The organism is Caldimonas brevitalea (assembly GCF_001017435.1).
Classification (GTDB): Bacteria; Pseudomonadota; Gammaproteobacteria; order Burkholderiales; family Burkholderiaceae_C; genus Caldimonas; species Caldimonas brevitalea.
In genome coordinates, this window is record NZ_CP011371.1 from 1877018 (window position 1) to 1896618 (window position 19601).

The 19601-nt window shown below is 63.4% G+C and carries 17 protein-coding genes and 1 pseudogene; 7 read left to right on the forward strand and 11 right to left on the reverse strand.

The annotated features are described in order from the left end of the window. Positions 1-14: 14 nt before the first annotated feature. From AAW51_RS27975 to AAW51_RS08275, 4 genes are all read right to left on the reverse strand, one after another. Positions 15-1283, reverse strand: a complete 1269-nt coding sequence (locus AAW51_RS27975) for a M23 family metallopeptidase (protein WP_053013429.1) — start codon at positions 1281-1283, stop codon at positions 15-17. 152 nt (positions 1284-1435) lie between these two features. Further along, on the reverse strand, positions 1436-2566 hold the full coding sequence (locus tag AAW51_RS08265; protein WP_047194218.1) for a hypothetical protein: 1131 nt from the start codon (positions 2564-2566) through the stop codon (positions 1436-1438). 227 nt (positions 2567-2793) lie between these two features. Beyond that, the gene (locus AAW51_RS08270) at positions 2794-4422 is read right to left on the reverse strand and encodes a SulP family inorganic anion transporter (protein WP_083438173.1); all 1629 of its coding nucleotides are present in this window, start codon (positions 4420-4422) and stop codon (positions 2794-2796) included. Positions 4423-4575: 153 nt separating this feature from the next. Further along, complete coding sequence (locus AAW51_RS08275; RefSeq protein ID WP_047194219.1) at positions 4576-5247, reverse strand: carbonic anhydrase; 672 nt, start codon at positions 5245-5247, stop codon at positions 4576-4578. A gap of 416 nt (positions 5248-5663) precedes the next feature. Between AAW51_RS08275 and AAW51_RS08280 the strand changes: the two genes are divergently transcribed. Next, the gene (locus tag AAW51_RS08280) at positions 5664-6008 is read left to right on the forward strand and encodes a dihydroneopterin aldolase (RefSeq protein ID WP_169787995.1); all 345 of its coding nucleotides are present in this window, start codon (positions 5664-5666) and stop codon (positions 6006-6008) included. After that, on the forward strand, positions 6005-6706 hold the full coding sequence (locus tag AAW51_RS08285; RefSeq protein ID WP_047194221.1) for an SDR family oxidoreductase: 702 nt from the start codon (positions 6005-6007) through the stop codon (positions 6704-6706). The genes AAW51_RS08280 and AAW51_RS08285 overlap by 4 nt, the downstream gene beginning before the upstream one ends. A 158-nt stretch (positions 6707-6864) precedes the next feature. Here the strand turns inward: AAW51_RS08285 and AAW51_RS08290 are convergent, their stop codons facing one another. Together AAW51_RS08290 and AAW51_RS08295 are read right to left on the reverse strand one after the other, a co-directional pair. After that, positions 6865-7653, reverse strand: a complete 789-nt coding sequence (locus AAW51_RS08290; protein WP_169787996.1) for a PEP-CTERM sorting domain-containing protein — start codon at positions 7651-7653, stop codon at positions 6865-6867. A gap of 320 nt (positions 7654-7973) precedes the next feature. Next, positions 7974-8486 (reverse strand): MarR family winged helix-turn-helix transcriptional regulator, encoded by a 513-nt coding sequence (locus AAW51_RS08295; protein ID WP_047194223.1) that lies wholly within the window; start codon positions 8484-8486, stop codon positions 7974-7976. Between the two features lie 72 nt (positions 8487-8558). Here AAW51_RS08295 and AAW51_RS08300 point away from each other — a divergent pair, with 72 nt between their 5' ends. Next, entirely contained in the window at positions 8559-9494 is a 936-nt protein-coding gene (locus AAW51_RS08300) for an EamA family transporter (protein WP_047194224.1), read from the forward strand. Here AAW51_RS08300 and AAW51_RS29010 read toward each other — a convergent pair. The 4 genes and pseudogenes from AAW51_RS29010 to AAW51_RS08320 form a co-directional block, all read right to left on the reverse strand. After that, positions 9466-9936: pseudogene (locus AAW51_RS29010) on the reverse strand (RES family NAD+ phosphorylase); the annotation flags it as partial. The gene AAW51_RS08300 and the pseudogene AAW51_RS29010 sit on opposite strands and share 29 nt — an antisense overlap. Beyond that, positions 9933-10472 carry a type II RES/Xre toxin-antitoxin system antitoxin gene (parS, locus tag AAW51_RS29015; protein WP_238947796.1) on the reverse strand — a complete coding sequence of 180 codons (540 nt, stop codon included), beginning with the start codon at positions 10470-10472 and terminating at the stop codon, positions 9933-9935. The pseudogene AAW51_RS29010 and the gene parS, both read right to left, overlap by 4 nt. A 136-nt stretch (positions 10473-10608) precedes the next feature. Continuing rightward, positions 10609-11883, reverse strand: a complete 1275-nt coding sequence (locus AAW51_RS30665; RefSeq protein ID WP_053013430.1) for a hypothetical protein — start codon at positions 11881-11883, stop codon at positions 10609-10611. A 710-nt stretch (positions 11884-12593) separates the two neighbouring features. Next, positions 12594-13735, reverse strand: a protein-coding gene (locus AAW51_RS08320) for an IS3 family transposase (protein ID WP_238947797.1) whose coding sequence is annotated in 2 segments (ribosomal slippage) — positions 12594-13477 and positions 13477-13735 — 1143 coding nt in all. Because the reading frame shifts where the segments join, the coding sequence is not laid out codon by codon here. Between the two features lie 756 nt (positions 13736-14491). Between AAW51_RS08320 and AAW51_RS29025 the strand changes: the two genes are divergently transcribed. From AAW51_RS29025 to AAW51_RS29790, 3 genes are all read left to right on the forward strand, one after another. Further along, positions 14492-15286, forward strand: coding sequence for a HesA/MoeB/ThiF family protein (locus tag AAW51_RS29025; protein ID WP_083438176.1), 795 nt, complete (start codon positions 14492-14494; stop codon positions 15284-15286). Next, a complete protein-coding gene (locus AAW51_RS08330) occupies positions 15273-15881 on the forward strand; it encodes a hypothetical protein (protein ID WP_047194227.1) in 609 nt (202 codons plus the stop codon). The genes AAW51_RS29025 and AAW51_RS08330 overlap by 14 nt, the downstream gene beginning before the upstream one ends. Before the next feature lie 124 nt (positions 15882-16005). Continuing rightward, positions 16006-18231 carry an endonuclease/exonuclease/phosphatase family protein gene (locus AAW51_RS29790; protein WP_169787997.1) on the forward strand — a complete coding sequence of 742 codons (2226 nt, stop codon included), beginning with the start codon at positions 16006-16008 and terminating at the stop codon, positions 18229-18231. A 100-nt stretch (positions 18232-18331) separates the two neighbouring features. Here the strand turns inward: AAW51_RS29790 and AAW51_RS29795 are convergent, their stop codons facing one another. Beyond that, positions 18332-18889, reverse strand: a complete 558-nt coding sequence (locus tag AAW51_RS29795; protein ID WP_157359678.1) for a hypothetical protein — start codon at positions 18887-18889, stop codon at positions 18332-18334. 358 nt (positions 18890-19247) lie between these two features. Here AAW51_RS29795 and AAW51_RS27985 point away from each other — a divergent pair, with 358 nt between their 5' ends. After that, entirely contained in the window at positions 19248-19577 is a 330-nt protein-coding gene (locus AAW51_RS27985) for a hypothetical protein (protein ID WP_157359680.1), read from the forward strand. The last annotated feature ends 24 nt before the right edge of the window (positions 19578-19601 follow it).

Here is a 19601-nt window from a genome sequence, read left to right on the forward strand (position 1 = left end):
CGCCCTACAACAGCTCAGGGCGCTTTGCAGTTCCCACCCTTGGCCGGGAACCGGGTCGGGCTCTGGGGCTGGCCACGGTAGATCGCGCGCAGGAAGCGTTGCGAGCAATAGGCGGGCGAGGTACTCCAGTTGCCCACCCACTTCTTGATTTCGAGGTGCAGGTGCGGCGCACCGGAGGCACCAGTGTTGCCGGAGTAAAGAATCAACTGCCCGGGCCGCACGCGCTCCCCCGGGCCCACGCCGACATAGCGGGCGCCATGGCAGTAGAGGTAGGACAAACCATCGTCGCCCTTGATGCTCAGCCCGTTGCCACAAGTGCCCTGCGAGTATTTGGTGACGACACCGGCGCTGACGGAATAGACCGGTGTGCCGGTCGGCACCATCAAGTCGATGGCCCAGTAGTTGTCACCCCAGTGGTGGTGGGTCAGCGATCCGATCGTGCGTTCGAACGCGGCTCGCGGCAGCGGCAGCACATAGTTGCCCGCTGGCGGCGGCGGCGGAGGGGCCGGTGGCTTGCTGCCGGGCGACGGGCACGCCGGGATGCTGTCGTAGGGGTGCTTGCGGGCGTGCAGGTTGGTCGCCGGCATGTAGCCCCAGCCGCGGCGCGATTTGTAGGCCGAGGTCGAGCGATCGCCTTGTGTGTAGTACCAGACGTTGTTGCCGCCAGCATGGGTCGCCCCGCGCTTGTAGCAGACGAACCAGCTGGTCGTGCTGTCGAGGTAGCCGGTCGTGACCTTGGTATCGGCATCGCGGTAGAGCTTCACGCCCGCGTCGTTGCGACCGTACCAGACCGTGGACCAGCTCTTGCCCGTGTTCGGGTCCGAGACCTTCTTTTCCGCCTGCCACATGTCGGGACGACACTCCGGCATACCGGGGGCCGGGTCGACGCTGGTCGTCAGCTTGACGGCCGGCATGTAGCCCCAGGCCTTGCGACCGCCCCATCCCGAGCGCGAGGTGTCGCCCTTGGAGTAGTACCAGACGTTGTTGCCGCCCGCATGCCGTTCGCCGCGCCGCCAGCAGACGAACCAGCTGTTGGTGGTCTTCATCGTGGCCACCGGCGTGCTGTCGTTGGGCCCCGCATACATCGTCGTGTTGTCGGCGTTGGTGCAATAGAAGGCCTTTTGCCAGGTCTGACCGGTGTTCGGGTCGGTGTGGCGCTCGGTGCGTTGAGTGCAGGTCCCGGCTGACGCCGGGGCGCTGTAGAGCAGCGCCAGCGGGAGGGTCAGCGCAGCGAGCCGGCCGAGCCGTCTCCTGAGGGCTGTGTCGGGCAAGGGAAGATGCATGTGGCCTCCATCCTGTGATGTGTTGTGCGTGTGTGAGTTGAGCCACCGGGTACAACCAACGCCCGACGGGTACTGCCGAAAATTTCACATGTGAAATTCAGGCGCGACAGAGCCGGCGGCAGCGTGCGCTGCCGGGATGTCGCGCAGGACACTCAGGGCTCGTCGCTGCCCCAGGGCGGCTCGTCGCCCGGCGACGCGCCGCTGTCCGAGGGCTCTTCGTCGTCGCCGTTGGAATCGCCGTCCCCGCTGGCGTCGCTTCCCGAGGGCGCGCTGCTGTCCGGCGGTTCTTGCGCCTGCAGCTCGAGCATCAGCTGGGCGAAGGCGCTGGACTCCGCCTCGCCGAGGCGCGTGTTTTGCATCGCAAGCAAGGCCGCGCGGCGGGTGACCGCGCTCTCGCTCGTGTTGCCGGCGACGGCGGTCAGGTCCGCCTTCATCGCGTCCACGCGCCGGCGGTTGCCGGCGATGCTGTCGGCCGCGGCGATCCGAATGTCTTCATCGGGGTCCCGCAATGCCAGACGTAAGGTCGCGTCGGTCTGCGCGCTCGGGTCCCACAAGGCCAAGGCCTGCAGGCTCGCGCTGCGCACCGCGGTGTCGGCGTGCCCGGCCAGGACCTGCAGTTGCTGAACCAGGGCGAGCGCATCGGTCGCTGGCGTGTCCTCGGGCTTCATCAGTGTCGACACGACACTCAGGACGACCTCACGGTCCTGCTCGCGTCCCAGCGCCTGCGCCAGCTGCTGGTCGCGCGCCTGCGAGCCGGGGATCTGCAGCATCAGCTCGAAGCCGTCGCGGCGCTGCACGGCGTCGGCGCTGCCGAGCAACTGCTGCGAGAAGGCGAGCTGTTCGGCAGCGGGCAGACTCGACAGCAGCGTCTTGATCAAGCGTTTCTCGATCGGGTCGGCGCTTGCCTGCAGGCGGCGCATCAGCACGCCCCGCAGGGCAGGGTCGCGCGCCAGGCTTGCCTCCAGTTCGTCCAGGGCCACGGCGTCCTTGCCCTCGTGGTCTTCCGGCTTGCCGCGCTGGCGACGGTAAGCCTCCAGGGTCTGCTCGAAGGCCGCCTCACCGGCCGAGGCGGTCGGTGCTGTCCCGGCCGTCGGTCGAAGGCCCGGGGTTGCTTCTGCAGCCGGGGAGGGCGAGACCGCCCAGCCGGCGGACCCCGGGGGGGATGCGCCAGGGGACTGGGGCCCCGTCTCGTCCGACAGAACATGCCAGCCGAGCGCTGCGGCTGCGGCGACGCTCAAGGCGAACAAAGGCCACCGGAGTGCGGGTTTCAGTGCAAAGGCCATCGTGTATCGCTCTTCGTGCCGCAGGCAAGAAGAGTTGTCTCCTGGTTCTTGTGCGTGATGATGGCAAGCATGGCGGCTGTAGCACGGCTTCCGTAATGCTCTGTATCGACGCCGAGGACGTCCTGCTCCTCTGCCTGCGGCGGTCCGGTTGGCGAGCAGTCGGAACGCATGTTCCGAAATTAGTGAAACCGTGATACAAGACTTTCTAACTGCTCCTTCGCTCGGTGTTAACTCGCGGTCGACGCCCGAACCGTGGCGTGAGCCGCAGTGCTGCCTGCCATGCGGCGCCTCACCGCCGCGGTAGTGCTCCGCACCGGCATTGAACGCAGTTCCACCTTGATGTTGCGCGGCCCCGCGTGTGCGACGAAGTCGTCCAGCACCTCCTGGATGTCGCGGTCGATGAACCCGCATCGCGAACCGTCGACGATCAGCTCGCTACCGGGCGCCACCTGATCCAGATGGCCCCGCAGCTTGGACTTGCTGAAGAAGGACACGTCCTTGTTCAACCGCAGCAGGTAGGCACCGTCGTGCGACGTGAGCGACATCACATCGCTCAGGTTGGCGTGGATCACGAACAGCAGGCTGCAGATCAGCCCGATGAAGATGCCGATCAGCAGGTCGGTGGCAAGAATGGCCACCACGGTCACGCCGAACGGCACCCAGTCCGACGGCCCCCGCTTCCACGCCGCGACGAAGAGCGCGGGCTTGGCGAGCTTGAAGGCGGTCTGCAGCAGGATGGCGGCCAGCGCGGCCAGCGGCAGCCAGTGCAGGACCTTGGCGAGGAACAGCAGGCTCAACAGCAGCAGCACGCCGTGCACCACCGACGACAGCCGGGTGCGTGCGCCGGCCTGGATGTTGGCTGAGCTGCGCACGATCACCGCGGTGATCGGCAGGCCGCCGAGCAGGCCCGCGACGACGTTGCCCACGCCCTGTGCCTGCAGCTCCCGGTTGGGGGGCGACACGCGTTTGAGCGGGTCGAGCTTGTCGGCCGCTTCGAGACTCAGCAGCGTTTCCAGGCTCGCGACGATCGCCAGCGAGACGGCGATCATGTAGATCTCCGGTCGCATCAGGGCCGACCAATCGGGCGACTGCAGCTGGCCGAGCAGGGTGCCCACACTGTCGATCTCGGGCAGCGTGACGCGCTGGTGTTCTGCCAAGGCCGACCCCGGGTCGGCCGTCACCTTCAAGGCATGGTAGGCCACACCCCACAGCACGACGAGCAGCGGTGCCGGGACTTTGCCCAGCACGGGCATGCGCTTGAGCCGAGGGGTGTCCCAGACGAACAGGATGACCAGCGACACCAGGGCGACGATCAGCGCGTCTGCCGTGATCGATCCAAGCGCCGCCTGCCAGGCGTCGAGGGCCGCGACGTCGTCGGGCACCCGCGTCAGGGCCTGCTGGGCCGATGCGAAGCCGAAGGCGACCGGCAGCTGCTTCATGAAGAGCGTGATGCCGATGGCCGCCAGCATGCCTTTGATCACCGACGACGGAAAGCAGGAGCCGAGGCTGCCCGCCCGCAAAAGCCCCAACAGCCACTGCAAGGCGCCGGCCAGTACCACGGCGGCCAGGAAGGCCTGGAAGCTGCCCAAGGTGGCGATGGCATCGACGACGATCACCACCAACCCCGCGGCCGGGCCGCTCACGCTGACGTGCGAGCCCGAAAGCCAGGCGATCACCAACCCGCCGACGATGCCCGACACGATGCCGGCCAGCAGCGGCACGCCACTGGCGTGCGCGATGCCCAGGCATAAGGGCAGTGCCACGAGAAACACGACGATGCCCGCCGGCAGGTCGCTTTTCAGGTGACGGAAGATGTCCAATTCCCCGGGCTGGGGCGCGGACGAGACAGTGCGCATCAGATCTCTCCTTGGCAAGGAAAACAAAATGAATGAAGAGGGACGAGAACAAGAGGCACGACAACAAGCACTCGTGGTGGCATCCGCCACCACGAGTGCATCGTGGGGTGTATGAAAACGCGGCGCTTGTGTGGCCGCTTCAGCAGTAGCCGGTCAGGCCGGCTCTGTCATGGTCTGCGGGGCAGCGATCGACAGCACCTCCCGCAGGCGGCCGTTGGCCAGGCCATAGACCCAGCCATGCAGGCGCAAGGCGTGACCGCGCTGCCATGCCTGTTGCACGATGCGTGTCTTCGAGAGCGAGCGCACCTGCTCCGCGACGTTGAGCTCGACCAGCCGGTCGACACTGCGGGCCAGACGATCTTGGGGCGCTTGTTCGGCATTGCCGGCACCGTCGACCTCGTCGCGGCAGCGGCGGTACAGCTCACGCAAGGGCCGGATGCGTTCGGCCAGGTGGTTGCCGTCTTCGGTCACGGCGCTGCCCTGGTCGTCCAGCGGCGGCATCAGCGCGCCGCGCACACCGCCGCAGGCGTCGTGGCCGCAGACGATCACGTTGCCCACCTTGAGTTCTTCCACCGCGTATTGCAGCGCACTCATGATGCTGTTGTCGCCGGGCAGCACCAGGTTGGCGATGCTGCGGTGAACGAACAACTCACCCGGGGCGGCGTTGGTGATGCGCTCCGCGGGAACGCGGCTGTCGGCGCATCCAATCCAAAACACATCAGGCTGCTGACCGGTGGCCAAGCTCTGGAAGAAGCGCGGGTCGCGCCGTTCCATCTCGCGGGCCCAAGCACGGTTCTCGAGCATGAAGCGTGTTGGCAAGTGCATCAAATCGACTCCCTTCGTTGATAAAGTCATTTCAAACAAGTGAATGAAGCGTAGCGTCTGTGTTCCATCTCGCGATGAAAATTCGCTGAGCTTTTCACTCCCTTTCATGCGCAACATTGAGGGCGATGAAGAGGCTGGCGCCGGGGGAGGGTGGGATGCGAGATCGGCGTCGTGTCGCGGTTCAGCCGGGTCTGCGTCGGCACTACATTCTGTATATGCATGTAGGTGTTTGGACGGTGAATGCATGTACATCCTCAAGATGCACCGCACTGGAGCATTGCGCACCACGATGATCCTCGCTGCGCGCCAAACACTACACTGACGCTCTCGTCCCGGCGCATGAGTGCGCCGGGACGAAAATCCGGCACCTGAAACTGTCGTTGCGATCCTCGGCAGCGGCAATGGGAGTTTTGAAGATGGCGACCATCGAGATGGAAGTGGCGGTGCAGACCGAGATCGGTATTGCGCCCTCGGAACAAGGCAGAGTCCAAGCGCTCACCGTCACGCTGGCGGTGGAGGTGGCGAATCGGCATTCCGACGCGGCGGCCCGCTCGGGCCAGATCTCCGACACGCTGGACTACGGGCGCATGCGCCAGATCGTCCACGAGGTCTTTGCCGAGCGCCGTTGGAACCTGCTCGAAGAAGTGACGACCACCATCCGTGACCGCATTCGCGCGCTCAACCATGTCGAGTCGGCGCGGGTCGGCATCACCAAGTACCACCCCTGGGCCGACGTGGCCCGTCTGACGCTGACGCGATGAGCTGGGCGCTGGTCACGGGTTCTTCTGCGCGCGGGGGCGCGGCGATCAGCCGCCGGCTGCACGCGGCCGGCCTGAACATCGTCGCGCATCACTCGCCCCGCTCGAAGGACGCCACCGCAGCGTTGGTCGCTGAGCTCAACGCGCTGCGCCCTGACTCGGCGCGGCCATGGGAAGCCGACCTGGCGGTGCCTTTCGACGTCCCGGTGTGGCTGCGCGACCTGGCGCCCGAGCACTGCATCTGCAATGCGTCGGTCTACCGCCCGAGTCAGCTGGACGATACGGCACGCGCGTCGGAAGACCTGTCCGTGCACGTCCTGGCGCACGCGACCATACTGATGGCGCTGCAGGACGGTCTGCGATCGGTCGTGGGGGTGGGCGACATCCATGTGGAGCGGCCGCCGCGCGGCCACGTCTGGTACACGGTGTCGAAGGCCGGTCTACAGGCACTGCTGATGACGCTGGCGGTCGAGTGGGCACCGCGGGTGCGTTGCAATGTGGTGGCGCCGGGCGCGCTGCCGTTTCCTCCCGACTGGAGCGATCCCGAGCGCGAGAAGGCGGTGCTGCGCTCCATTCCCCTCGGCCGCCTCGGCACGTTCGACGAACTGGCCGAGACGGTGAAGTGGCTGACGCTGGACGCCAGCTATGTCACGGGGCAGGTGCTCGCCCTCGACGGCGGTAGGCGGCGTTGGCTGGCCTGAGCGGCACGTCGGGACCTGACGGCCGGGCCGTCAGGTCATGACAGGGAGCATGCGTCGTTGGGCGAGGCGGGGCCCGCGGTGCCAATCTCCGCGGGCGCCTCCGTGCTCCCTCGTCCCGCCACAGGGTTACGGGCTAAGGATAGAGAGCAAGTGGGTCGTCAAGCCGTCGCAAGTTCCGGCGTGGCGGCCGGGTTGCCTCGACGGGTGCGAGCGCGCCACCCCAACGCCGCCAGCCCGACGATCAGGAGCGCATAGGTCTCCGGTTCCGGCACGGGGGGAGCCGGGTACCACATCGTCGAGCCGGACCCGAACACGCCCGCCTCCACGTACAGGTACTGCGTCTGCCGACTCGCATTGGTGTAGCTCAGCGTCAGGCGGTCGCTCAATGTCTCCGCATGGTCGGTTTGCAGCCGTGATTCGTCGTGCACGCTGGACAACCTGCGGGAATCGAAGCTGGGTCCGGCATAGGCGCTCATCTGCAGGTTCGCTGTGACCTGCGGGTAATACGAGGGCGAAATCTCGTTCACGTCGTTCACGTTCATGTCGAGGAAGGACGTCGCTGCGACGGAGATGCTCTGCCCTGGAGCGACCGCCACCCAGGTATGGGCGAGGGCCTCCACGTTATAACCAGCCTTGTAGTGCTTGCTGCTGCTGCGACTGTCGGCCGATACCCGCAGCTCTTTCGCGCCCCAGTCGATTTCGCTCACAAAACCCGGAAAGCTCGTCGACTCCTGTCCGGTCAGATCGGTGAAGTCCACTTCGCTGATGCCGCCCCAGGTGTAGTCGTGCGACGAACGCAGATGGGCATCCGTGGAGGACCAGTCGAATCCGGTGATGGTGAAATCGGTCAAGGTCGCGGACGTCACGTGCAGCTTGGGCTCGACGGCCGAGGCGGATGTGGCGGACGTGACGATGGCAAGGCCCAAGGCGGCCAGAAAGGTTCTCATGTACTCACTCCCGTTACTTCGGTGATGTTGGAGCCGAGTGACCACACGCTGCGGCACCCGGCCGCGGCAGCATAGAGGGACCTTCACGCGAGCTTGATGAACAATGGGACTCGTTACCATTGCTGTGCAACGCGGCGTGTCTTCTGTTGCAGCGCCTTTCGGTATGCGGGCGCGCGAGAAGCGGGGCAACGATCCGGAGGAGGAGCGGGCGCGATGGCGTGGCAGGCGGGCAAGTGGCGGCGCGCATGAAGCGGGTCGCCGCTGCACGCCGCGGGTGGGACTGGATGCGCGGTGGTCGACGACCGACGGCCGCGCCGACGTCACCGGCGTGAGGACTCCAGCGTCGCCAGCAAGCGTGCCAACTGCGCATCGAGCGCTGCCAACTCGGCGGGTTTGAGGTCCGCCAGGATGCGGCGCTCGTTGTCGACATGCGCCTCCACCGCCCGGTCGATCATCGCGCGGCCCTTGGGTGTCAGCTGCACCAGCAGGCTGCGGGCGTCCGCTTCGTTGGGCACGCGCTCGACCCAGCCGCTAGCCTCCAGACGCTGCAAGCGGTGTGTCATCGTGCCCGAGGTCACCATCAAGGCCGAGAACAACGCGGTGGGCGCGAGGCTGTAAGGTGGCCCCGAGCGCCGCAAGGTGGCCAGCACATCGAACTCGCCGCCCGAGATGCCGAAGGGCGCGAAGGTCTCGTCGAGACGCCGTTGCATCAGCGCGGCGCAGCGCTTCAATCGGCCGACCAGGCCCATCGGACCGAGATCCAGATCCGGCCGCTCCCGACGCCACTGATCGAGGATGGCATCGACTGCATCGGGCGGGCGTACTCCACTCACGGCGTCCCCTGTTTATCTTGACATCAAGATTGTCTGCTATGCTGGACTTGTCTTGAACTCAAGATAACCCGCATGCAACAAGCAGCTGGAAAACGGTCTGCAGCTGGAAGACGGCCTTGGGCCGACGCGCTCGTGACCGCCTTGGCGCCCATCATCTGGGGCTCGACCTACATCGTGACCACCGAATGGCTGCCGCCCGACCGACCGGTCACGGCGGCCCTGTTGCGGGCCCTGCCGGCCGGTCTGCTGCTGACGCTGTACAGCCGACGGCTTCCGCTGCGTGGCGATCTGCTGCGCTTGCTGGTCCTGGCGGCGCTCAACATCGCGTGTTTTCAGGCGCTGCTGTTCGTCGCCGCCTATCGGCTGCCCGGCGGGCTGGCGGCCGTCCTCGGTGCCATCCAGCCGCTGCTGGTGATGGCGCTGGGTTGGGGCGTCGACGGCCGCCGGCCGGCGCATCTTGCAATGGGCGCCGGCGTGCTGGGGGTTGTCGGCATGGCGGCGCTGCTGCTGTCGCCCGACACCACCTGGGACCTGCTCGGCATCCTCGCTGCGCTGGGCGGCGCCGCGGCAATGGCACTCGGTACCTTTCTGGCGCAACGCTGGCGCCCGGACGCACCGGTGCTCGCCTTCACCGGCTGGCAGTTGTTGGCCGGTGGTGTGATGCTGGTGCCGATAGCCTTTTGGGTCGACCCGCCCTTGCCGGACCTCACCGGCACCCACGTGGCGGCGTACGCCTATCTGTCGCTCGGCGGCGCGCTGGTGGCCTACACCTTGTGGTTCCGCGGCATCGAGCGCCTGCCCGCGGTGGCCGTATCGTCGCTCGGACTGCTCAGCCCGCTGACCGCCGTGGTGCTCGGTTGGGTGCTGCTGGGGCAGAGCCTGACGGGGTTGTCGATGATGGGGCTGGTGACGGTGTTGGGCAGCGTGGTCGCGGTGCAATGGGCCACCCGGCCCCCGGGCGAGGTGTCTTCTGCCAAGCCAACCGCTGGTCATAGAACCAGGCCCTGACCTTCACCCCGCGCACCTTCTTCGCATCGGGGTGCAACGGGTTGATCAGGAGGTTGGATTCCTCCGGCACGATGACCGACGGCACCGCCAACAGGGCGGTGGGCGCGTCGCGCAGCCAGGCATCGCCGACGTCGAGTGAGACCTTGCCTTCCGGGATCGCGGACCAGCCCACCGGCAGGTCCGCGGGCGTGTATTGCTGCCGCGCCTTCCAAACGTCGTCGGGTACCTCGACACGCACCAGGAAGCGGTTCAGCGGCAAGTCGTCAGCGTTCAGGTGCACGACGGACTCGAGACAAGCCAGCGCAATGGACGACGCGGTGTAGACCACCGGGCGGCCGGGCCGATTCCAACGGCCGCCGTTTTTCTCCGCGCCTTTGCCGCCCAGATCATCTGCCTCGTATTCGCGCGTGTCCGTGGCGATGCGCCACAGGACCACGCTCACGAATAGGCCCCGCTTTGCATCCGGGCGATCAGTTGGGCGACGATGCCTTGCCCCTCCGGCGTGTCCATCAGCTCCGCCGGTCGTTGCCCACCCAGCGCGGGCAGCGGGCGTTCCAGCCAGCCGGCCACCCACTCCGCGGCGTTGAAGCCTTCGGGGTTGCCGGACTCCTCGACCATCGCCTGCACCTGCCCCACCAGGCGCGACAGGCCCAGCACGCGGGAGCCCTCGTCGGTCGACAAGGGCTTGTGCTCGCGGACCTTGCGGTCGATGGTGGCCCGGGCCAGACCCAAAGTGCCCATCAATCTCTCTTTGGAAACCGCCATTTGTCTGGCGATTTCTTCGACGGCGCTGGCCGGCACACCGGCTTTGACAATGCGAACCCGCTCGATCGGATCGGCCTCGAAGACCTGCCGGAAGTCCCTGGCGAACGCGGCGTTCTTCGCGTAGGTCGGGTTCCTGGCCTCCTCCACCTTCAAGGCCTCCTGTGCGTGCCGGGCCGCCGCCTTCGCGGCTGGCGGTGCCGCTTTGCGTCCCACCGGCCGCGCTCGTGTCGCTGCTTTTGTCATGCCCGCTCCTTTGAGCGAGTATTGTCGATCAAATGAGCGGACGTGTCGGGAGCGCGGTGTATCGCAGCGCTGCGTCGGGTTTAGAAGGTGGACGGCAAGGTGCGTCTCACGGCGTGACCAGCCCGTCCATGCGCACCACCTCGAAGTGGCTGCCCTTCACCTGGCGGAGTTCCGAGCGCAGCCGGTCGTCGTTCCAGCGCGGGTCGGGCGCGCCGCTGATGAACCAGTTGCTGCCGTTGTCGGCCACGAACATGCCGTAGGTCTTCAGCGCGGTGAGGATGGCTCGCGTCTCCCGGCTGAAGCTGGCGGGGATGACGTAGTCCGGCTTCAGCCGCACGCGCATGCCCATCGGCGGCAGGTTGGCGCTGGTGTTCGACGAGGCCCAGTGCGTGGCCGGCGGCACGTAGGCGCGGCGCGTGCGCTGCACCGTGAAGCGCAGCGCATGCTGGATGCCGCCGGGGCCGCGCGACGCTTCGTCGTAGCGCACCAGCCCGGGAAAGATCGGCAGGCCTGCGGCATCGGCGCTGGTCCAGCCGGGCTGGCCACCGGGCCGCACGACATTGCTGTCGAGGTGAAACACCGCGCCGCCGCTGGCGCGCCAGCTGCCGTCAGCGTTGGGATAGGCATTGCCCATCTCGTAGAGCCGGTTCCGGTCCCGGTCGATCACCAGCACGTGACGATCACCGCTGCTGGACGGCCCTTGTTCGATCGGCGCCGTGCGTGGCACCGGGTAGGGGCCTGGGTCGCTCTCGTCGGCATAGTCGCCGAACGCGACCGTGACGTTCGGCTGCGAGCCGGCCACCACCACATAGGGAATGCCGATGGGCGCGCCGTTCCAGGTGCCGGAGCCGAAGTCGTTGTGCAGCCCCGTGCTCAGGCCGATGCTCGCGATGAGGGCGTCCGAGTTCGGGTCGCGCGGCGCGCGCGAGATGTCGGTGTTCCACGGGTTGTTGGCGGGGAAGGCGATGGCGCCGTTGAGGTCGGCGTTGTGGCCCACGCTCGCGCCGCGGAAGTCGCCGTAACGCGCGTTGCCCGGCGGCACGTCGCTCTCCAGCCGCTCGCAGACCTTGTCGACGCCACGCGCCGGGTCGCTGCCGAAGAAGGCGTTGGTGCACTGGCCACTGCCGCTCACCCGCTTCTGCACCCAACGCGTGTCGAGGCCATAGCGCACGGTCTGCGTGCCCTGAACCGTGAACGATTGGTACTCGTTGGCGATCCTGACCCAGCGAGCGGCCAGTGATTGCGCGTCGCCTTCGTCGACGGGCGCGGTGGCCGCCTCATCGGCGCCACCGCCACCGCCCCCACCGCCGCAGGCGGCGAGCAAGCAGGCCAGCAGCGTCAGCGCAGGACGGCGCAAATGGGGAACGGGCGTGAAGCGCATCGTTGTCTCCGGCAACAGGATTGGTGTCGTGCCGCGATCTTCGGGGTGCTTCACGCGAGCGCTGCGTGCCAAGGCGTAAAGTGGGTATCGCACGTCGCGCTGGGCCACGGGGCCCGCAAGCGGTTGCTTCCTTAGACGTCGCCCAGTTTTCATTCGGCCCGGTGGGAGCACCTTCGGTGGGTCAGTTTTGCATCGGCGGCGACATTTGAGCGAGGGTTGTCGATCACATGAGCGGAGGTGTCTGGGACGCGGTGTATCGCAGCGCTTGCGTCTGGTTTAGAAGACCGCAGAGCTTATGGCACGAGAGGTAATCGAGCCCCCCTGACCGCGGCCGCGATCCATCTGCTGACCCCGCCGGACGCCGCCACGAGCGGGGTCCTCCAAACGAGTTTGAGGCTGCCGGCAGAAGGGTCGGAGTGGTGCGTAGCGCAGGTGCCACCTGTCCGACTCCTCACTGTGACGCCGGAGGATCTACGGCTCTTTGTCGACTCGCGGAAAGGCGCTGTCACCACGAACGGCGACTTGAGCGCACGCGTACGTATGGCGAGTACTTAACCTGGTCGATCGCGTGCTGCGTCACGCTGCTGCGACGTCGGGCAGGGCGCCGAACTCGGCGGCGAGCGACCTCATCGCCAGCCGCCCCAATGTCAAGTACGTGAACTCTGTCCTGGTCCAGTTTTTTCGGACACGCCGATAGGTAAAAACGTCGTCTATAGGGCGGCGGCCATCAATTGCTCGTGAACGACCGGGGACCGGTAGCCGAGCGTGGAGTGCAAGCGCACGGAGTTGTAGAAGCCGACGATGTAGTCGGCGACGTCAGCGGTAGCCTCGGCGTGGTTGGCATAGTCGCGTAGCCAGACGCGCTCCATCTTCAGGTTGAGGAAGAAGCGCTCGATGACGGCGTTGTCCCAACAGTTGCCTTTGCGGCTCATGCTGCCCAGCAGTCCATGGCGGGCCAGCAACTCCGTATGGGCTTGGCTGCCTCGGTCCGAATGCACTACCAGGCCCGGTTCAGGCTTGCGGCTGGCGATGGCCATGTGCAGGGCCGCACAGACCAGTTGAGCAGACATGTCCGCGGCCATCGCCCAGCCCACGATCTTGCGAGAGAACAGGTCCATCACGGCCGCCAGATACAGCCAGCCACTGCGCGTTCGAATATAGGTGATGTCACTCGCCCAAGCCCGGTCCGGCGCCTGGGGGCTGAACCGCCGGGCGAGCACATTAGCTGCCACGGGAAAGTCGTGTCGGCTGTCGGTGGTGTGGACGAATTTGCGCCTCCATCGGGGACGCAGCTGATCATGCTGCATCAGCGTGCGGGCGCGCTGGCGCCCCACGGCCAACCCCTGAGCCTTGAGCGCGGCGCTCAGCCGACGGCTGCCGTAGCTGCGTCCGCTGGCTTCGAACGCCGCCTTGGCACACGCGCCCATAGGGCAGACTGTCGGCGCTTGTGCCGCGCGCCTTCGCGCGGCGTAGAAGCCCGAGCGACTGATCCCCAGCAGGCGGCACAACTGGCTGATGCAGGCCTTCCCCGCCTGCTCGGCGATTCGATGAATCACTTCAGCTCGCGGGCGAAGAAGGCCGAGACTTTTTTTAGCAGTTCGTTGTCCGACTTCGCCTGCCGCAACTCAGCCTCCAGCTGCCGAATGCGCTGTTGCTCCGGCGTCAGTGGCCGGCCAACGCCCGGGCCTCCTGCCTGTTCCTCTTCATATTGCGCTACCCAGCGTCGCACGGCGCTGTCCACCAGGCTCATGTCTCGGCATACCTGCCCGACGCTGAGCCCCTGATCTCGAATCATCTTCACGACTTGCAGCTTGAATGCCGCGTCGAACGTTCGTCGGGTCTTCTTGCTCATCTCTACTTGGTCCTCTTCGGGGTGAATCCCTATCGAGGTGTCCATCAAGATTGGACCACGACACTATCCCCGGGTGAGCGGAGCGCGCCGGTGCGTTTCGACTGCGGTTTTAGGTGGGGTTTATTCCCGCTCGCGGGGGAGCAAAAAACATCTCTTGGCCCCCGTCAACAAACGTCGTACTATTCATCCGCCTCGATCAGGGGGAGGCCTGTTCTACCTCAGGCCTTGCTTGAGGTGTTGTTTGTAGTGATGAAGTTGCTGAAGTCTGTCGTCCTTCAACGGGATAAATGACCGGTCGAGAAGGCAACCGTCGGCTGTCAGTTACTCGCTGCTTAAGCGCGCTTTTTACCAATTGATAGTTGGTTAGCACGTGGCTAGCACGATGTGCTGTGCTTAGACTAGGAGAGACAATTGGGACTTCAATTGGGACTTCTGTCGACGATGGCTGACGTGCCGCCGTTGCTGCGCGTGTTGCGCGGTTCAGGTCAAGGCGCCGTCGCCCAGGAGCCGTGTGCGGTAACACCTGCCGATGGCGACCGAGACAGGCCAGCGATCACTCGTGACATGCCGATGCGCGGTGCCTCGATCGAGGTAAACACTCTCAATCGAAATGCGCAACGCGGCAGCAATCCGATTGCTGAGGTTGAGATAATCGAACCGCCTTCACCAGTAGCCTCTGGGACCGTATGAGGTCCATTTACGTCAACTTCGTCAGAGCCTGCGCAAGGCTCGCGAAGTGCGGCCGAGCCATATAGCATGGCGAAGGACTCGCTCGATCGCAACAGCCTTTGGCAGACACCCAATCTTTACGACCGAATCGCAACCGCCCGCGTGGTTGTTGGCGGAGTGGGTGGGATAGGGTGGTTGATTGGCACTGCGCTGATTGGCCTCGGCGTCAGGCGCCTTGAATTATTCGACCCGGACGAATTGTCAGTGGCCAATTTCAACCGGTTGTGGGGCTGCGGACGTCACCAGGTCGGGCAACCCAAAGCGAGAATCTTTGCTGACCTTGCCAAGGGCCTCAACCCTGAGATCGAGATCAAGTTCCATATCGAGACAATTCCTAGCCCGACTTTCGAACGGGCTCTTGCTGATGCTGACGTCGTATTTGGTGGGTATGACGCGGCCGAGCCGCGCTTGGCGACCCAACTTCTGGCATTAGCAAACAACGTGATGTTCATCGACGCGGGCGTAGCGATCGAAGCTAACGATGACGGGTTCTTAGGTTTTGGGCAGGTGTTTGTCAGTGAAGGCAAACATTCGGCCTGCATCGTATGTGCGGGGTTGCGTGCAGATTCGATTGGCTACCGCGGTGATGGGCCGGAGCCGCAGCCGTCGTCCGGTGTTCTCAACGGGATGGTCGCCAATACGGCAGTTTCACTGTGGATGCAGCACTTACTCGGGCAAGAAGTGCCCCCCATGACTTCATTCAACTGGAACAACCTGACCCTGCAGCCACAAAAGGCCATTCAGCGCAGACAGCACTGCCCGATTTGCGGGCCAGCACCAACATCGATGAAGCCGGTGGAGCGCGAATATGCAGAACCCTGACTTTCTGAATGCCTGCCTCGCTGAGCTTGAAAAGCGCTATGACAACGTTGAAATCGTTGCCGGTGATCGCTATCACCCGGTGTGGGCGATCAAGCTCAACAGCGTTGAACTTCCGAAGTCTATCGTTGAACGGACGGTCGACATCATCATCCCGATGACACGTTGCGCAGGCTATTTGCCGGGATCTGGGTTGGCAGGCCTGCACGTAAGCCAGACATTGCACAGCTTGTTCGAGGGCGAGAAAACAGTCGTTCCGTTTTGCGATCCTGTGCAGGACATCAGCTGGCTGGTAAAGACAAGTCGCTTCTATCCCTTTTACGAACATGATCCCGAGTTGCTTATCGGCACGTCCTACTTGTGTCTCAATGACCCGTTCGAACAGCCTGAAACGCCTCAAGCCCTGATGGAACTCACGCTGGACTACCTAAAGTATTGGATGAACCACGCATTCAACTTGGTGATGCGACACGGTGCCATTGTCCGAGGGGAAGAGCTCGGCGATAGGCGGATCAGCATGGACTGGATCGAGCACCTTGTCGAACAAGTATCGCCGACATTGAAGGCTCAGTTGCTCGAGGAAGCGTGCCTGCCATGAAGGCCCAGCAGATCGATCGAGTCGCGCTGGGCTAATGATGGCGCTGGTTCGCTTTCCCAGCGGCCGTCATCAACGAGTACCACCCACTGCAATAGCAGGGCGAATTTTAAAGAGGGAGTCGAACATGTATCAGTGCACCCTGAAGCAGATAGCCCGCCTTTCTGTGCTGTTCCTCGGCTTCATCAGCATGTCGGCGCATGCCGTGCTCCAAGGACACTTTCCGGTGACCTTCAACATGCAAGGAGCCAGTTATGCAACGGATAGCAAATGGGCGAGCACGATCCCACGCTTAGTGGTGACGCACGATGTTGTCGCTTTGCAAGAGGCTGGTCCAGAAACGGCGCTGCCCTCGAATCGTCAGGCTACGGGTGTTCAGTGGCAATGGGTAGCGAATGGGCAACCCTACACGCTCGTCGAATACACCTTCACGATCGGGTCATCAACCCGCGGCACGAACCGGTACCTCTACTTTATGCGAACCGATTTCGGGGGGAACCGCGTGAACTTGGCCATGGTGACCGCTGATAGAGCCACGGACGCGCTGTTCGTGCCGCCACAACTCCCCGCAAATGGGGTTCCTGGAAATACGCGGCCCACTTTTGGCTTACGACTTCCGGATGGCGCTTGGTTCTTCAACACCCATGCCCTCGCGCGCAACAACGGGGTGAACCTTGTCAACGATGCCAATCCGACTATTCAGGCTATCCACAACTTAATGGCGGCAAACCGACCGGCTGATGAGTGGGCGATCATGGGAGACTTCAACCAAAATCCAGTGCTCACACAGCCGCTTGCGAACAATTTGGGGTTGAACGTATTTCGCCCCTTCGCTGCCACGCATATGAATGGTGGCGAACTAGATTACATGGTGGCGCGGATTCAGCAGAACCCGGTCATTCCATGGGCCGGCAATCGGATCGGATTTGGTTCCGATCATGCGGCTGTTGAATTCCGACTCGGCGGTGCGGCGGGACGTGCACCCGATCCCATTAATTACGCTGGGAATTCGTCAGAGACCTTGTTTCTGCAGCAGTACGACGATCAGATGTACTGCGAAACAGAAGACAGCGTGGGCAATTTAAGCGCGCCAGTCAATGTTGACTCCAACTTTCCAGCGGGGATCGCTAATACGACGCTTGCGACGAATAGTTTTGACAATCCTGTGGCCTTGATCCAGTCGTGGGATGGATTTCTTTACCAAAACGTGAGCTTCGCGACATGCAATCTTTCTGGCTATGGACTACTCGATTACACGGTAAACACGACCGCGACTGAACCAATGCTGGCGGAGGTTACGGCAGCACGAGATGGGACCGGCAGGCTCAACGTCATTGCTGCGGATGTCGGAGGCGCTCTCTACAATACGACAGAAGGGTCCACCCAAGGAAGTTTTTCAGCTTGGTCGCAGACGGCCCTTGGTACCTTTGAGCTTTATCATCCATCGCTGATGAGGGGGCCGGACCAAACCCTACAAGTAATGGCTGTCGACGGGCATGGCTTGCCATCACGTAATCGACTGGTCAATGGGGTCTGGTCTGGCTGGACGTATAGTCCAAGTCGCCCAAGTAACTTGGTGAGCATGGCGAGTGCGACTACCACTGACGCACTACATGTCTTCGCGTTAGACGTAAATGGTGTCTTGTATTACCAGCGACAAAACGGGGCAACCGTTAACGCTTGGAGCACTGCCGGCACTGGGACCAATCCCGGGTATAGAAGCGCGCCTAGTTTGCAAGCGATCAGCGTTGTGACCGGTACCAACGGCTATCTCTATGTTTTTGGCATTGATTTTCAAGGACGGGTTTGGTACATGCTCCATACCGGTTCGTGGGGTGCCTGGACAATCTTGTATTCAGCCTCACCTGTCATGGCTTTGAGCAGTGGGCAGGCTGTCAATGGCATGCGAGCGACCTTCGTTACGACGGACGGCACGCCCCTCTACGCTATTACACTGCCCAGTGGAGCACCGTCAATCTCGCCTAGTTCGCTGTGCAGCGGGCGCTGTCTGCGCAGTGAGTACTTTGTCGATCCAAGTAAACCCGGCACGAACATCGCTGTGACAGTTAATAATAAGACGACCGACCAAGTGACGATTTCATTGGTCGATCCGTATGGTGCTCCGATGAGGAACGTCGCGGTTTCTTTCCGCATCATTTCTGGCCGTATCAAACTGCTTGCGCCAGTAGGCAAGACGGACGCGAACGGCAAGTATTCGTCGGGAGTGCAAACCAACACTACAAACAGTGAGGCGGGTACGATAGGCGCTCAATATGACAGTACTGGCATGGGTACACCCGATCAATCAATAGTTAACGGAAGCCCAGCTCAGGTCTATGCGGTCGGCGGGTGATCTGGAGGATCAATAGAATAGGCGTGCTAGGTTAACCTGCACACACCGCACGATGCACTGAATCAACCCCGACGTAACCAGGAAGAGTCTGCCTACTTGACTAATTCTGCTGATCAACGGCGTAGTAGATGCCTCGGAAACGAGGCGTCCAAGTAGCGCCGTTGTCCAACGACATGCGCCAGATTTGCTCAACTCGGCCCAATTTGAGTGGTCGCCACTGGATCTCGTGAAGCTCTCCGGTGTTTGGCTTTGTTCCGCTCAGGGTCAAAACACCGCCGATGAAGCCACCCGCCAAGGCCAGTGAGCTGCCATTGGTATCTATCCACGATTGGTGCCACTGCTGATCGTTGCGATCAAAGTAGATCAGACTGTTGCCGATCAGCCCGTTGACGTCGTGCCAGTTCTCCAGCAATGCGCATCCCTTCGTGATCGATCGAATCGAGTTCCTTCCAACTCTCTTCGCTTGATCGTTGTGGACGATCCATTCCCCAACAAGAAAATCAACTTGTCGATGAATTGAGTCTTGACAGGCTGGAGCAATGTCGGGCTTTTTGGCATAGAGCACCTGCGAACGTGTCTGCATCAAACATCCCATCAGCATCAATAACCAAAGCTTGCAAATACCTTGCTTAAAGCCGACTTGCTGTTGCTGTGTCATGTGGTCTCCGGGTTTCGCATTTTTGGGTATGCTCCATGGCTTCAAGTCGTGTTGGCCTATGTTGACTTGGCTGCTGTAACGTTGTTGAATCAGGAGCAAAACCGAGCCAAGGCGTCGCGTCCTGAATCGCAGCGGCCTGATCAAGGCTACCTAAGTCGTCAGCCTGGACAGGACGTTCGGTCAACGCGACAAGCTCTGCCAGATGCCGTTTCAGGTTGAGCTTCTGTCGAAGCTTTTCCGATGAAGATGGGATTGTTGTGGCCGTCGGAGTAATACTGAATCACCGCGCCGGAGTAAAACTGACGCGCCTGGGATGAAGATGGCGGCTTTGTCAGCCGATGTGCCCCAGGAGGAAACAGTGGAGATCAAGGTTCTGGCCGGGCGAGGCATGAGCATTCGGGAGATGGTGCGGCAGTTAAACTGTTCGCGCAACACGGTACGGTGGTACCTGCGTGAGGAGGAGGCCGCGCACGACGGGCCGAGGGCGCCAAGGCCCACCAAGCTCGACGCGTACAAGGACTACCTGTTGGGCCATATCGAGGTGGCCAGGCCGCACTGGATCACGGCCGGCATCGTGGCCGGGATCCGCGGCGTCCAGATGGTGCCTGGCGAGTTGTGCTCGAGCCAGAGCATGAAGCGGGCGACGGGCTGGCACAGGATCGGTATGTCCCTGCGCGAGCCGCATTAGGCCGATCAGCAGGATCTCGATGCC